Genomic DNA, 13698 nt, shown 5'->3' on the forward strand with positions numbered 1-13698 from the left:
CCGAGGGCATCCGCCCGAACACATCGACTTCAGGAGAAACCGTGGCTGCCACCTGCGACGTCTGCGGCAAGGGACCGGGCTTCGGTCACAACATCTCGCACTCCAACCGCCGCACGAAGCGTCGTTGGAACCCGAACATCCAGCGCGTTCGCGCCCTGGTCGGCGAGGCTGGCGTGACCCCGAAGCGTCTCAACGTCTGCACCTCCTGCCTCAAGGCAGGTAAGGTCAAGCGCTGATCTCGGCACTTGTTCGAAAAACCCGGCTTCGGCCGGGTTTTTTGTTGCCTGCTCGGCGCCCGCGAACCGACGAATCCCCGGCCTCCTCGAAGGAGACCGGGGATTCGTCGAACCAGGACACGCGGAAGCGCTCAGACCCCCGCGCGCGTTCAGTGTGCGGCGGGCTTGCCCTGACGCTCGGCGGCGGCCTTGTCGGCCTCCAGCTCGCGCTCGTCGACGACGATGGGGCGCGTCACGGCCCACGCGATGAGCGCAGCGCCGATGACGATGAGGCCGATGCCCGTCCACAGGTTGAGGTTGACGCCGTCGGCCTTCGCCTTGTCGGCGGTGCTCGTCGTGAAGCTCATGACGAGCAGGATGAGGCCGTAGAGCGCCATCAGCAGCCCAATGATGTTGCGGATGTCGAAAAGGCCGGCGCCGTGACGGGCCGAGTTGCCGGCCTTGGTCGTCGTCACCTCGTCCGCGCCGTCACGCCCGGTGTGCACGGCCTCGTCACGCCCGCGCGGGGCGTCGTGCGCGTCGTTGATCGGTGTACTCATGATCGATGCCCCTTAGTGGAAGACGACGTTGAGAAGGATGACGAGCACCAGCGACAGGCCCGCGAGCTTCGTCGGCGACTTGAAGAACGACGTGTTCGTGTCTTCCTCGAAGTCCTCCTTCGGCGTCTCGCTGTAGACGAGACCGCGCAGGCTCTCCGTCGGTTTCGGCTGCGTCATGAGACTGACGATGACGCTCACGACGATGTCGACGACGAACGCCGTACCGGCCGCGACGAACGACGCGCCCTGACCACCGATGTGGATGACGTCCTGCGACAGATCGCCGAGCGCGTTCTCCGACAGGACGGCGACGACGAGCGCGCCGACCGTACCGGAGACGAGGCCCGCCCAACCGGCCGTCGGCGTCATGCGCTTCCAGAACATGCCGAGAATGAACGTCGCGAACAGCGGCGCGTTGAAGAAGCCGAACAGCGTCTGCAGGTAGTCCATCGCGTTCGAGTAGCTTCGCGCCAGCAGGGACGTGCCGATCGCGATGATCGTCGCGACGACTGTCATGATGCGGCCGATCTTGATGTAGTACGCGTCGTCACGATCCTTGACGACGTACTCCTGCCAGATGTCGTAGCTGAACACCGTGTTGAACGCCGAGATGTTCGCGGCCATGCCGGCCATGAACGCGGCGAGCATGCCCGCGATGGCCACACCGAGAAGACCGTTCGGCAGCAAGTCGCTCATGAGGTACAGCAGGGAGTTGTTGTAGTCCGGGTTGCCGCCGCTGGCCTTCGCCTTCGCGATCTCCGGCACGAGCGCGCCGGCGATGATGCCCGGGATGATGATGATGAACGGGATGAACATCTTCGGGAACGTGCCGATGATCGGCGCGCGACGCGCGGAGTTCATGTCCTTCGAGGCCATGACGCGCTGCACCTCGACGAAGTTCGTCGTCCAGTAACCGAACGACAGCACGAAGCCGAGACCGAAGACGATGCCGATGACGGACCACACCGAATCGGTGAAGCCGGTCAGCGAGTTGCCCGGCCATGACGACAGCTCGCCGTCCGTACCCGCGGCCTTCATCTTGGCCTGCAGCCCGTCCCAACCGCCGACCTTGTGCAGGGCGGCGAGCGTCAACGGCAGCAGCGCCGCCACGATGACGAAGAACTGCAGCACCTCGTTGTAGATCGCGGCCGAGAGGCCACCGAGGGTGATGTAGCTGAGGACGATGACAGCGGCGACGATCGTCGAGACCGTCATGTCCCAGCCAAGCAGCATGTTGACGATCTTGGCGAGCAGGAACAGGTTGACGCCGGCGATGAGCACCTGCGCGAGCGCGAACGAGATCGCGTTGACGAGGTGGGCGCCCGTGCCGAAGCGACGCTTCATGAACTCAGGCACCGAGCGCACGCCCGAGCCGTAGTAGAACGGCATCATGACGATGGCGAGGAACAACATCGCCGGGATCGCGCCGATCCAGTAGTAGTGGAACGTCGGCATGCCCATCTTGGCGCCCGACGCGGACATGCCCATGATCTCCACCGCACCGAGGTTCGCGGAGATGAAGGCGAGGCCGGTGACCCAGGCGGGCAGGGATCGGCCGGACATGAAGAAGTCGATGCTGGAGCTCACCTGTCGGCGGGCCAACAGGCCGATGCCGAGCACGAACACGAAGTACAACGCGATGAGCACGTAGTCGACCGGCCCTGCGTCGAGGCGCAGAGCTGAGGAATCCATAGGCAGCAAGGCTGGCTCCCGGACAGTCGTGGAGGAAAGTGACCCCCGACGCTAACGCCAGACTCGCACCGCGCGCCATGGTGAAGGGGCTCACAGTCGGAATCGAGACCTGTTTGCAATGTTCGGCGCTTCACCCGTGTGGCGTCTCGCGGCTACGGCACCCGCGCTGCGCCGGCGCTGAGGTGCTGGAGCGGCATGGGGCCCTCGACCCAGACGGCCGGCGCACGGCGCCCGCGTGACGAGCGAACGCCGTCAGTCGGACGACGAGGGGCGCGCCCGTTCGTAGTGCGACCAGCCGCGTTCGACGACGTCGACGCCGTCGAGCGTCACCGCGGCCCGCCGGCCGGACGTGCTTGCTGCGGGTGCGACGACGCGACCGATGACGTGCCAGCCCGGCGGCACCGCGTCGGCGTCGCAGGTGCCGAGCAGCGCGTGCTCCTCGCCGCTCGCGAGGACGCAGTCGAGCGCCCGATCCCCCAGCAACGGCCGCAGCGGCGCCGCCATGCGTTCCAGCGCGGCGCGATCGAGTTCGATGCCGACGCCGGACGCCGCGGCCAGACGCGCCGCGTCCCGCCCCAGCCCGTCGGAGACATCCATCGCGACGCCCATCCCCGCGCTCACGGCCTCGCCGCCTGCATAGCGCGGCCGGGGTGCGCGATGGAACGTCACACACTCACGTGCGACGGCTTCGGCCGCCCCGTTCGCGGCTGCGGTGGGCCCAGCACCCGCGGCTGCGCGGGACGCGGCCTCGCCGTCTGTGGGGGGCGCCTTGCGATCGTCTGAGCCTGTGCGGAGCGCTTGGTTCGTGTCTGCATCTGCGTGCGGAGGTTCGTCAGCGACGGACGGGCCGGGATCACGACGGGCCGTCGCCCCCGCATCTCGTGGCGACCAGGCCACCTCGCCGCTGAGAACGAGCAGACCGGCTTGCGAGCGTCCCAGCCGGTCGGAGACGACGACCACCTGGCCGGGCCGGGCGGCGGAGCGCGTCAGCGCCGGCGCGCCGGGGGCGAGTTCGCCGAGCGCGGTGACGGTGATGACGACGGTGCCTGCGGGCGCGCCCGACAGGTCGCCGCCGAGGGATCCGCAACCCGCGCGACGCAGTTCGTCAGCCATGCCGTCGGTGAGCTCGACGAGCCAGTCGACGCGCGTGCGCTCCTCCGTGGCGAGCGCCACGACGACGCCGGTGGGCCGCGCGCCCATCGCGACGACGTCGGCGAGGTTCTGGGCGATCACCTTGACCCCGACGTCGTGGGCGCTCGACCAGTCGTCGCGCCAGTCGAGATCGAGCACCATCGAGTCGGTCGTGACGACGGCACGGCCCGTCGCGAGGGGCAGGACGGCTGCGTCGTCACCGGGCCCGATCTCGGCGTCGGCCGCCGCGAGGTGGGGGGTGATCGCCGCAAGGACGCCGGCCTCCCCGACGTCGGCGACGGTCGCCGCGTCGCCGCCGACCCGCGGTGTCCAGGTCTGTCTGAGCCACGGGGGGGTCGCGAGGTCGGTCACCACGCCATTCAATCAGCCGCTGCATCCTGACGACGGCGCGAGCGCCCGCGCAGCACATGGAGATCTTCGGAGCTGAAACCCCCATCAGGCAGGATCGCAGCTCGCAAGCACGCTCCCGGGAGCTGAAACACCGCCATGCGGAATCGTGGCCCCTCCGCGAGATCCCGATCGTCAGAGCCGAAACACCGCCACGCAGAATCGCAGCTCTCGAGGACGTTCCCGGGAGCTGAAACTCTGTTAGGCGGGATCGCAGCTCCCAAGCATCTCGGGTCCCCCGATCAGCCCCGGGCGCCGGTGCGGGTTGGATGGTTGCGGGCCGGGCAGGCGCGGGGTGGGCAGACGAGGGTTGGATAGCCTATGGGTCATGTCAGCACGCGTCGCTCTCACTCTCGCCGGTGCCGCAACGCTGGCGCTCACCGCATGTGGTGACTCGCCCGTCGCTGCGAAGCCTGCTGCGCAGGCGTCGTCGTCCGAGTGCGCGGCTGTCGCGAAGTCGTGGCCCAAGACCGTCGCCGGGCTCGATTCTTACCCGAACTCAGCCGACTCTACGACCGTCCACGCCTGGGGCAAGAACGCTGACGACGCCCTCATCGCGCGCTGCGGCGTCACCTCACCCGGCCCGACGAGCGACGCCTGCTTCTCCGCGAACGACGTCGACTGGGTGCAGATCCCGGTCTCGGGCGGCACGCGGTACGTCACCTACGGTCGTGAGCCGGCGATCGAGGTGCTCGTCCCGTCGTCGGCGAACCTCGACGGCACGCTGCTCGCCGCGTTCGCCCCCGCGGCGAAGAAGATCGCTCAGGGTCCACACCGCTGTTCCTGACGGGCGGCGCCGATTCGGTTCGGCTCCGGTTCCCCCCGACCCGGCCATCGTCGCCGCGTCACGACCCAAAAGACCCCCGGACTCCCCCACGGGACCCGCGGACGCGGAGCTGCCGTCAGCGCAGACCGGTCTTGCGCTCGCGCGCCAATTCGATGAGATCGGTGATGAGGTCGGTGTAGTCGAGGCCGCTCTCGCGCCACACGGCCGGGAACATCGACACGGGCGTGAAGCCGGGCAGGGTGTTGATCTCGTTGAGGAAGAGCGTGCCGTCGGCGGTGTAGAACCAGTCGACGCGCGCGAGGCCCTCGCAGCCGGCGGCGTCGAACGCCTTGATCGACAGCTCCTTGATGCGCGCGGTGTCCTCGGCGCTGACATCGGCGGGGCACGCGAGGCGCAGCCCGTCGTCGTTGAGATACTTGGCCTCGAAGTCGTAGAAGGCGTGCTCGCCGATCTCCTCGATCTCACCGAGTTCGGACGCGCGCGGCAGGTCGCTGCCGTGGCCTTCGAGCACACCGCATTCGACCTCGCGGCCCACGATGCCGGCCTCGATGACAACCTTCGGGTCGCTCTCGCGCGCCAGTTCGATGGCGGCCTCGAGCTGGTCGCGCGAATCGACCTTCGAGATGCCGACCGACGAACCCGCGCGTGCCGGTTTGACGAAGACGGGGTAGCGCAGCGGTGCGACGCTCGCCATCGCGGCTTCCTTGTCGCGGCGCCACTGCTTGTCGGTGATGACGACGTAGGGCCCGACGGGCAGCCCGGCGGCCTCGAACACGATCTTCATCATGTGCTTGTCCATCATGACGGCCGACGCCGTGACGCCCGAGCCGACGTAGCGCAGGTCGGCGAGTTCGAGCAGGCCCTGCAGGGTGCCGTCCTCACCGAACGGCCCGTGCAGCAGCGGCAGGACGACGTCGACGGACGTCAGTGCCTGCGGGGTCTGCCCCGCATCGAGCACGAGGATGTCGTGCTGGTCGGGCGACGGCGCGATGACGACCTCGCGGCCGGCGTCGTTCGTCACCTCCGGCAGCTTCTTGCCCTGGATCGCGAGCGCCGACGGGTCGTCGGGCATGAGCACCCACTGGCCGGCCTTGCTGATGCCGATCGGCACGACGTCGTAGCGCTCACGGTCGATCGCGGCGAGAACGCCGGCGGCGGTGGCGCACGAGATGGCGTGCTCGGAGGAGCGCCCACCGAAGACGACGGCGACGCGGGTGCGGGGCTGCGAAGTGCTCATCGCGGCCAACAATAGCGCCCGCGCGCGGTCAGTCGCCGGACGCCACGGCGCGCGGTGGCGCCGCCGTGCCAGGGTGTTCGCATGGTTGCGCACGCCGATCGCCCCGCCCGCCCGCTCGCTGCCGCGACACGCCTCGTCGGCGGTGGACGCCCTGCCCGCGCGCCGGGCGCGAGCGTCAGCCCGGAGCTCACGCTCACCTCGACCTACGTGGCCGGCGCGGACCTCAACTACGCGCGGGTCGGCAACCCGACGTGGAGCGCGTTCGAGACGACCCTCGCCTCCCTCGAAGGTGACGCCTCGACGACCGCGCTCGCCTTCGCCAGCGGCATGGGCGCCATCTCGGCCGCGCTGTCCCTCCTGCCGCACGGCGGCCGTGTCATCGCGCCGCGACACTTCTACAACGGCACCTCCGCCCTCCTCGACACCTGGCACGAGGCCGGCCGCGCGCACCTCACGCGCGTCGACCTCGCCGACGACGGCGCCCTCGACGCCGCCCTAGCTGCCGGGTGCGATCTCGTCTGGGTCGAGTCACCGAGCAACCCGATGCTCGAGACGTGCGACGTCGCCGCCGTGACGCGCCGCGCCCACGCGGCGGGCGCGCTCGTCGTCGAGGACAACACGTTCAACACGCCGCTCGGGCGCCGTCCCCTCGATGACGGCGTCGACGTCGTCGTGCATTCGGTGACGAAGTACCTCGCGGGCCACAGCGACGTCCTGCTCGGCGCGGCGGTGACGAACGACGCCGACCTCGCCGCGCGGCTGCTCACAGCACGCACGCTGGGCGGCGCTATCCCCGGCCCGCAAGAGACGTGGCTCGCGCTGCGAGGCATGCGGACGCTGCACCTGCGCTGGGAGCGCGCCTGCGCGAACGCGGCGACGCTCGCTGCGAGATTGCGCGAGCACGACGACGTCGCGCGCGTGCGCCACCCGGGAACGGGCGCGATGATCGCGCTCGAACTGCGCGGTGGCGCAGACGCCGCACGCGCCGTCGAACAGCTCGTCGAGGTGTGGTTGCCCGCCACGAGCCTCGGTGGCGTCGAGTCGATGCTGGAGCGCCGCCGTCGACATGCGCTCGAACCGGCCAGCGTTCCGGAGAACCTGCTGCGCCTGTCGGTCGGGGTCGAGGACGTCGAGGATCTGTGGGCGGACCTCGACGACGCCCTGCGCCGGGGGCACGCCGCGTCAGCCGACTGACCCGGTCACGCGACTGCCCCGCCAGACTGCCCCGGCCGACGCCCGAAACAACGGGCGCGCCCGGCCGGTCGTCAGACGCGTTCGCTCTTGCGCGAACGCGACATGAGGGCGCGCACCATCTCCTGCGGGCCCCACCCTTCGTAGAGGATGGCGTGCACGCCGTCGCAGATCGGCATGTCGACGTCGACGCTGCGTGCGAGTTCGACGATGGAGCGGCACGACTTGACGCCCTCGGCCGTCTGGCTGGCCTGTGCGGTCACCTCTTCGAGCGTCTGCCCCTCGCCGAGGGCCAGCCCGAAGGCATGGTTGCGCGACAGGCGCGAACTGCACGTCGCGGCCATGTCGCCCACACCGGCGAGACCGAGGAACGTCTGCGGGTCGGCGCCGAGCGCCGCACCGAGGCGGGCCGTCTCCGCGAGACCGCGCGTCAGGAGCGTCGCCGTCGTGTTCTCACCGAGGCCCAGGCCGTGGGCCATGCCGACGGCGAGCGCGATGACGTTCTTCACCGCGCCCGCGATCTCCGTGCCGACGACGTCCGCGTTCGTGTAGGGGCGGAAGTACGGGGCGGCGCAGGCCTCTGCCACCTTGGCGCGCAGCCCGTGATGCGGCGCTGCGACGACGGCGGCGGCCGGCTGCTTCTGCGCGATCTCCTTCGCGAGGTTCGGCCCGGAGACGACGGCGACCTGCGCGAGCGGCACGCCCGCGACCTCCGCGATGACCTCGCTCATCCGCAGGTGCGTGCCGAGTTCGATGCCCTTCATGAGCGACACGAGCGGCGCGCCCTGCGGCAGCACGTCGCGCCACTGCTCGAGGTTGCCGCGCAGCGACTGCGAAGGGACTGCGAGGACGACGAGGTCGGCGCCCTCGAGCGCCTGCGCCGCGTCCGCCGTCGCGCTGATGCGCTCGTCGAGCTGCAGCTCGGGCAGGTAGGCGACGTTGCGGCGCTCGGTGTTGATCGCGTCAGCAGCCTCCGCACGGCGCGCCCACAGCGTGACGTCGGTGCCTGCGTCGGCCATGACGGCGGCGAACGCCGTGCCCCAGCTTCCCGCCCCCATGATTGCGGCGCGTGTCATCGTCTCGTCCTTTCGTGGAGTTCGGTGCGGCCGGACAGTTCGGCGCTGTGAGGCAGGTCGGCGCGGGGGCCAATGGGACAGGTCGACGCGTTCATCGCGTGCCTCGCGCGTCGGTCGGGCGCGAGCCGCTGCGCGGGTTGTCGAGCGGCGGCGCGCCGGGTCGCTCGCCGCGGATCTCGCACAGCAGCTCGAGGATGGCGGCCATCAGGCGCCTGGTGGCCTCCGTCAGCACCTCGGTGTCGAGGTCGCGCCCGCGCAGATCGTCGAGGTCGACCGGCTCGCCCGCGACGACGGTGACGTCATGACGGCGCGTCAGCAGGTGCGGCACGACGTGGCGGGCGCGACTGGTCGGCGGGATGATTCGTTCGGGCCCCCACATCGCGACGGGGACGAGCGGGACGCCCGTCGTCAGCGCGATGCGCGCGGCGCCGGACTTGCCCGTCATCGGCCAGAACGCGCGATCCCGCGTCAGTGTGCCCTCCGGCAGCAGGCAGACGAGGCGGCCGGCCGCGACGGCGCCGACGGCTTCGACGAAGCTGTCCTTGGCCCGTGCGGTGCCGCGGTGGACGGGGATCTGCCCGGCGCGGCGCAGCAGCGGCCCGAGGACGGGGACGGCGAAGACCTCGGCCTTCCCGAGGAAGTGCGGCAGGCGACCCGCGCCGTAGAGGAGGAAGCGGCCGATGACGAACGGGTCGGAGTAGCTTAGGTGGTTCGCGGCGATGACGGCGCCGCCGGTGGCGGGAACGTGCTCGGCGCCTCGCCACGTCTCACGCAGCCACGGCGCCACCGCCGGGCCGACGGCGTTCGTGATGACGGAGACGACGGCGTTGCGCTCTCCCGCATCGAGCGAGATCTTCGCCATGGGCACCTCCTGTTCGTCTCGCACTCTAGTGGCACGACACGTCCAGGGCATTCGTCGCAGCGTTGCGATCCATCAGGCCGGGGCATCTGGCAGCATGGGAGGGATCGCTGTGAGAGGGTACGAGAACCGCGCACCTCGCCGTCACCGGTCCGAGCCGCCGAAGGAGCCGCCATGACCCATCACACGCAGGCCAGCGTCCACCGCTTCGACGAGGCGACGTTCACGGGTGAGCTCATCACCGACGCCGGCCGGGTGCTGCCGTTCGACGCCGACGCCTTCGCGCGCAGCGGCCTGCGCACGCTGCGCGTGGGGCAGCGTCTCAACGTCGATCACGGGCCAGACGGAATCCGCCGGTTGTGGATCGAGGGCATCGGGACGGGCCAGCAGATCCGCTGACGCCGCCCGACGCGGTGCGTCTCAGCGCTCGACGCGCGCGCGACCACCGGCGTTGCCGGAGCGGGGCAGCTTCGACGGGTCGGCCGTGACGGCCTTGAAGTTCGTACCAGGGGTGAACTTGGGCACGGAGGTCGCACCGATGCGCACCGCTTCGCCCGTGCGCGGGTTGCGGCCCGTGCGGGCGGCGCGGTCGACGCGCTCGAACGTGCCGAATCCGGTGATCCCTACCTTGTTGCCGGCAGCGACCTCTCGGATGATCACGTCGACGACGGCCTCCACGGCCTCCAGTGCGGCCTTCTTGCTGCCGAGGCGCACCTCGAGGCGATCGACCAGGTCTGCCTTGTTCATCTTTCGTCCTACCCCTTCTCGTCCGTCCGTCACGGCTCGATCCCGTCCTGCGTCTCGACGTGGGCCAACGGTACCGAGTGGTTGCATCCCCGTCCATTGGGTGAAGTCTTCGTCGTCCGCCGTGCGGCGCCCACGCATCGAACACGCGTAGGCCGATCGTCATAGATCAACATGGCGGTCGCCCGACCATGTTGCGGCCGTAAGCGATTCGCAGACACCTCCCCGGGCGTCGAACCTCACACACGCGCGCCACGAGCGCGAGGCCTCCCGCGCGGCGGTCAGCGCGATATCACCTATCGGACGAGCGTCGACGGCTTCCAACTCGGACGAGCGTCTTCGAACGCTTCGATGTCGTCCTCGTGACGCAGCGTCAGCGAGATGTCGTCGAGGCCCTCCATGAGGCGCCAGCGGATGTAGTCGTCGACAGCGAACGGCACGACGAGCTCCCCCGCGTGGATCGTGCGCGAGCCCAGGTCGACCGTGATCTGCGCGCCCGGTTCGTTGTCGAGGTACTTCCACAGCAGTTCGACGTCGCCCTGCTCGACCTGCGCGGTGAGCAGGCCGGCCTTGCCCGAGTTGCCGCGGAAGATGTCGGCGAAGCGCGAGCTGATGACGACGCGGAAGCCGTAGTCCATGAGCGCCCAGACGGCATGCTCGCGTGAGGAGCCCGTCCCGAAGTCGGGGCCTGCGACCAGGACCGAACCGTCGCGGTAGGCCTCGGTGTTGAGCACGAACGACGGGTCCTTGCGCCATGCGGAGAACAGCCCGTCCTCGAAGCCCGTGCGGGTGACGCGCTTGAGGTAGACGGCTGGAATGATCTGGTCGGTGTCGACGTTGCTGCGGCGCAGCGGCACCCCGACGCCGGTGTGGGTGGTGAACTTGTCCATCGATGTCTCCTGACGGCTCAGCGGGTCACAGATCGGCGGGCGAGGCAAGCGTGCCGGTGACGGCGGTCGCGGCGGCGACCTGTGGGCTGACGAGGTGCGTGCGTCCGCCCTTGCCCTGGCGCCCTTCGAAGTTGCGGTTCGAGGTCGACGCGCTGCGCTCCCCCGGCTCGAGCTGATCGGGGTTCATGCCGAGGCACATCGAGCAGCCGGGCAGGCGCCACTCGGCGCCGGCGTCGGTGAAGACGGCGTCGAGCCCCTCCGCCTCGGCGTCGAGACGCACCTTCGCCGAACCGGGCACGACGAGCATGCGCACGCTGTCGGCGACCTTGCGCCCGCGCAGCACGTCCGCCGCGGCGCGCAGATCCTCGAGCCGCCCATTGGTGCAGGAACCGAGGAAGACGGTGTCGATCGCGATCTCCTTGAGCGGCTGACCGACGCTCAGCCCCATGTACTCGATGGCGCTCGCGGCGGCGTCCTTCTCCGAGTCGTCGCCCATCTGCTCGGGGTCGGGCACGGCCGCCGTCAGCGGCAGGCCCTGGCCCGGGTTGGTGCCCCAGGTGACGAACGGCGCGAGCTTCGTCGCGTCGATGACGACCTCGGCGTCGAACACCGCGTCGTCGTCGGTGCGCAGCTGCTTCCACGCCTCGACCGCGTCATCCCACTCGGCGCCCTGCGGCGCATGGGGCCGGCCTTCCAGGTAGTCGAACGTCGTCTGGTCGGGCGCCACCATGCCGGCGCGGGCGCCCGCCTCGATCGACATGTTGCAGATCGTCATGCGCGCTTCCATCGACAGCGCTTCGATCGCCTTGCCGCGGTACTCGAGGACGTAGCCCTGGCCGCCGCCGGTGCCGATCTCGGCGATGACGGCGAGGATGATGTCCTTAGCGCTGACGCCGTCGGGCAGGTCGCCCTCCAGGGTGATCGCCATCGTCTTGAACGGCTTGAGCGGCAGCGTCTGCGTCGCGAGGACGTGCTCGACCTCGCTCGTGCCGATGCCAAACGCGAGCGCGCCGAACGCACCGTGCGTCGAGGTGTGGCTGTCGCCGCAGACGATCGTCGCGCCGGGCTGGGTGAGGCCCAGCTGCGGGCCGATGATGTGGACGATGCCCTGCTCGGCGTCGCCCATCGGGAACAGGCGGATGCCGAACTCCTCGCAGTTGCGGCGCAGCGTCTCGACCTGGGTGCGGCTGACGAGGTCGGTGATCGGGCCCGGCGTCGTCGGGACGTTGTGGTCCTCGGTGGCGAGCGTGAGGTCGGTGCGACGCACGGTGCGCCCCGCGAGCCGCAGCCCGTCGAACGCCTGCGGGCTCGTGACCTCGTGGAGCAGGTGAAGGTCGATGTAGAGCAGGTCGGGCTCGCCCTCCGCGCTTCGCACGACGTGCTGCTGCCACACCTTCTCGGCCAACGTGGAACCCACGTCATCCTCCTTCGATCGACGGGTCGTCCGACCCACGAGACACCGTTCTGCGACAAGCGTTACCCTTTTAACGGCAGACCGGACTTGCGTCTCGGTTCATGAGACTGCAATATCAGTACATGGACAATTCAAGTGGCGTCGGAGTCCTCGACAAGGCTGCAGTCGTGCTCTCCGCCCTCGAGGCAGGGCCCTCCACCCTCGCCCAGCTCGTCGCAGCCACCGGCCTCGCTCGCCCGACCGCCCACCGCCTCGCGGTCGCGCTGGAGCATCACCGCCTCGTGGCCCGTGACATGCAGGGACGCTTCGTCCTCGGCCCCCGACTCGTCGAACTCGCCTCCGCCGCCGGTGAGGACCGCCTGCTCGCCGCCGCCGGGCCCGTCCTCGGCGCGCTGCGCGACCACACGAACGAGAGCGCCCAGCTCTTCCGCCGCCAGGGCGACCAGCGCATCTGCGTGGCGGCCGCCGATCGCCCGATGGGTCTGCGCGATTCCATCCCCGTCGGCGCGACGCTGTCGATGCAGGCCGGCTCCGCGGCCCAGGTGCTGCTCGCCTGGGAGGAACCCGACCGTCTGCACCGTGGCCTGCAGGGCTCCAAGTTCACCGCGACGATGCTCTCCGGCGTGCGCCGCCGCGGATGGGCTCAGTCGGTGAGCGAGCGCGAGCAGGGCGTCGCGTCCGTCTCCGCGCCGGTGCGCTCGCCCAGCGGCCGCGTCATCGCCGCCGTGTCGATCTCCGGCCCCGTCGAGCGCGTCTCCCGTCAGCCCGGGCGGCTGCACGCCGCAACGGTCGTCGCCGGCGCCAACAAGCTGACGGAGGTGCTCGCGCGCGCCGCCGCACAGCAGAAGAGCGTCGCACCACCCACGACGCGCTGATCCACCTGTGACGACGATGCCCTGGCGCCCCTGACGGGGCGGCAGGGCATCGTCGCGCTTGGGCAGGTGCACGTGACCTGCGGCCGTCCGGTGGCGATTCCTGGATCGCGCATTCGAGCGCACGAATGGTCAGGACCCGAAAAAGGTCGGTCTGAGCCGAGACGGCGACAAAAAGAGAAGGCAAACAAGAAATCCCCACCGCATTTCTGCGGTGAGGATTTCTTGTCTCGATGTAGCCCCGACGGGATTCGAACCCGCGCTACCGCCTTGAGAGGGCGGCGTGCTAGGCCACTACACAACGGGGCCATGGCCTGCTTCGTCAACCTTTCGGCCGTTCGGCAGCGAGGAAAACTCTAACTCATGTCATCGTTTTCCCGAAATCACTCTGCGAGCGCGTGACGCGGGCGTCACCTTCTGCACAAGCGATCTGCGCTGGGGTACCAGGACTCGAACCTAGAACAAATGAACCAGAATCATCCGTGTTGCCAATTACACCATACCCCAATGGGGGTTGCAGTGATCGAACAGCGCGCCTCGTGAGGCCTTCCATTCGTTCCCCGAACCGAGTGAAAACTCTACCGGAGGTTTTCCGGGACGACAAATCGACCGGCGCCCTGCC

The 13698-nt window shown here is 69.6% G+C and carries 14 protein-coding genes and 2 tRNA genes; 5 read left to right on the forward strand and 11 right to left on the reverse strand.

The features are described 5' to 3' along the window. Window positions 1–41 precede the first annotated feature (41 nt). On the forward strand, window positions 42–236 hold the full coding sequence (gene rpmB, locus ABH936_RS03785) for a 50S ribosomal protein L28 (protein ID WP_006943284.1): 195 nt from the start codon (window positions 42–44) through the stop codon (window positions 234–236). Between the two features lie 149 nt (window positions 237–385). On the opposite strand, the gene ABH936_RS03790 is transcribed toward rpmB, so the two are convergent. The 3 genes from ABH936_RS03790 to ABH936_RS03800 all read right to left on the reverse strand — a co-directional run bounded on the left by ABH936_RS03790 (window position 386) and on the right by ABH936_RS03800 (window position 3970). Beyond that, window positions 386–775, reverse strand: a complete 390-nt coding sequence (locus ABH936_RS03790; protein ID WP_404602652.1) for a hypothetical protein — start codon at window positions 773–775, stop codon at window positions 386–388. 12 nt (window positions 776–787) lie between these two features. Continuing rightward, a complete protein-coding gene (locus ABH936_RS03795) occupies window positions 788–2467 on the reverse strand; it encodes a sodium:solute symporter family protein (RefSeq protein ID WP_404602653.1) in 1680 nt (559 codons plus the stop codon). A 252-nt stretch (window positions 2468–2719) separates the two neighbouring features. Continuing rightward, the gene (locus ABH936_RS03800; protein ID WP_404602654.1) at window positions 2720–3970 is read right to left on the reverse strand and encodes a thiamine-monophosphate kinase; all 1251 of its coding nucleotides are present in this window, start codon (window positions 3968–3970) and stop codon (window positions 2720–2722) included. Window positions 3971–4334: 364 nt separating this feature from the next. Between ABH936_RS03800 and ABH936_RS03805 the strand changes: the two genes are divergently transcribed. Next, window positions 4335–4793 carry a DUF3515 family protein gene (locus tag ABH936_RS03805; RefSeq protein WP_051806003.1) on the forward strand — a complete coding sequence of 153 codons (459 nt, stop codon included), beginning with the start codon at window positions 4335–4337 and terminating at the stop codon, window positions 4791–4793. A 115-nt stretch (window positions 4794–4908) separates the two neighbouring features. Here the strand turns inward: ABH936_RS03805 and ABH936_RS03810 are convergent, their stop codons facing one another. Beyond that, the gene (locus ABH936_RS03810; protein ID WP_062257671.1) at window positions 4909–6030 is read right to left on the reverse strand and encodes a D-alanine--D-alanine ligase family protein; all 1122 of its coding nucleotides are present in this window, start codon (window positions 6028–6030) and stop codon (window positions 4909–4911) included. Window positions 6031–6111: 81 nt separating this feature from the next. Here ABH936_RS03810 and ABH936_RS03815 point away from each other — a divergent pair, with 81 nt between their 5' ends. Next, complete coding sequence (locus tag ABH936_RS03815; RefSeq protein WP_404602655.1) at window positions 6112–7224, forward strand: trans-sulfuration enzyme family protein; 1113 nt, start codon at window positions 6112–6114, stop codon at window positions 7222–7224. Between the two features lie 71 nt (window positions 7225–7295). Here the strand turns inward: ABH936_RS03815 and ABH936_RS03820 are convergent, their stop codons facing one another. Then, on the reverse strand, window positions 7296–8297 hold the full coding sequence (locus ABH936_RS03820) for an NAD(P)H-dependent glycerol-3-phosphate dehydrogenase (RefSeq protein WP_006947509.1): 1002 nt from the start codon (window positions 8295–8297) through the stop codon (window positions 7296–7298). Window positions 8298–8388: 91 nt separating this feature from the next. After that, window positions 8389–9159, reverse strand: a complete 771-nt coding sequence (locus ABH936_RS03825) for a lysophospholipid acyltransferase family protein (RefSeq protein WP_404602656.1) — start codon at window positions 9157–9159, stop codon at window positions 8389–8391. Between the two features lie 171 nt (window positions 9160–9330). On the opposite strand from ABH936_RS03825, the gene ABH936_RS03830 reads away from it, so the two are divergent. Further along, window positions 9331–9555 (forward strand): hypothetical protein, encoded by a 225-nt coding sequence (locus ABH936_RS03830; protein ID WP_006947507.1) that lies wholly within the window; start codon window positions 9331–9333, stop codon window positions 9553–9555. Window positions 9556–9576: 21 nt separating this feature from the next. Here ABH936_RS03830 and ABH936_RS03835 read toward each other — a convergent pair whose 3' ends face one another. From ABH936_RS03835 to leuC, 3 genes are all read right to left on the reverse strand, one after another. Continuing rightward, window positions 9577–9903 carry an HU family DNA-binding protein gene (locus tag ABH936_RS03835; protein ID WP_038568864.1) on the reverse strand — a complete coding sequence of 109 codons (327 nt, stop codon included), beginning with the start codon at window positions 9901–9903 and terminating at the stop codon, window positions 9577–9579. Between the two features lie 293 nt (window positions 9904–10196). Continuing rightward, window positions 10197–10790, reverse strand: a complete 594-nt coding sequence (gene leuD, locus ABH936_RS03840; protein ID WP_038568866.1) for a 3-isopropylmalate dehydratase small subunit — start codon at window positions 10788–10790, stop codon at window positions 10197–10199. A gap of 25 nt (window positions 10791–10815) precedes the next feature. After that, window positions 10816–12207, reverse strand: a complete 1392-nt coding sequence (gene leuC / locus ABH936_RS03845; RefSeq protein ID WP_006947513.1) for a 3-isopropylmalate dehydratase large subunit — start codon at window positions 12205–12207, stop codon at window positions 10816–10818. Window positions 12208–12326: 119 nt separating this feature from the next. Between leuC and ABH936_RS03850 the strand changes: the two genes are divergently transcribed. Then, window positions 12327–13079, forward strand: a complete 753-nt coding sequence (locus tag ABH936_RS03850) for an IclR family transcriptional regulator (RefSeq protein WP_038568870.1) — start codon at window positions 12327–12329, stop codon at window positions 13077–13079. 233 nt (window positions 13080–13312) lie between these two features. On the opposite strand, the gene ABH936_RS03855 is transcribed toward ABH936_RS03850, so the two are convergent. Both ABH936_RS03855 and ABH936_RS03860 read right to left on the reverse strand, forming a co-directional pair. Beyond that, window positions 13313–13385 (reverse strand) — tRNA-Glu (locus ABH936_RS03855). Window positions 13386–13511: 126 nt separating this feature from the next. Continuing rightward, a tRNA-Gln gene (locus tag ABH936_RS03860) sits at window positions 13512–13583 on the reverse strand. Window positions 13584–13698 lie beyond the last annotated feature (115 nt).

It is taken from the genome of Dermacoccus sp. GAS27A, assembly GCF_044909235.1.
GTDB classification, from domain to species: domain Bacteria; phylum Actinomycetota; class Actinomycetes; order Actinomycetales; family Dermatophilaceae; genus Dermacoccus; species Dermacoccus nishinomiyaensis.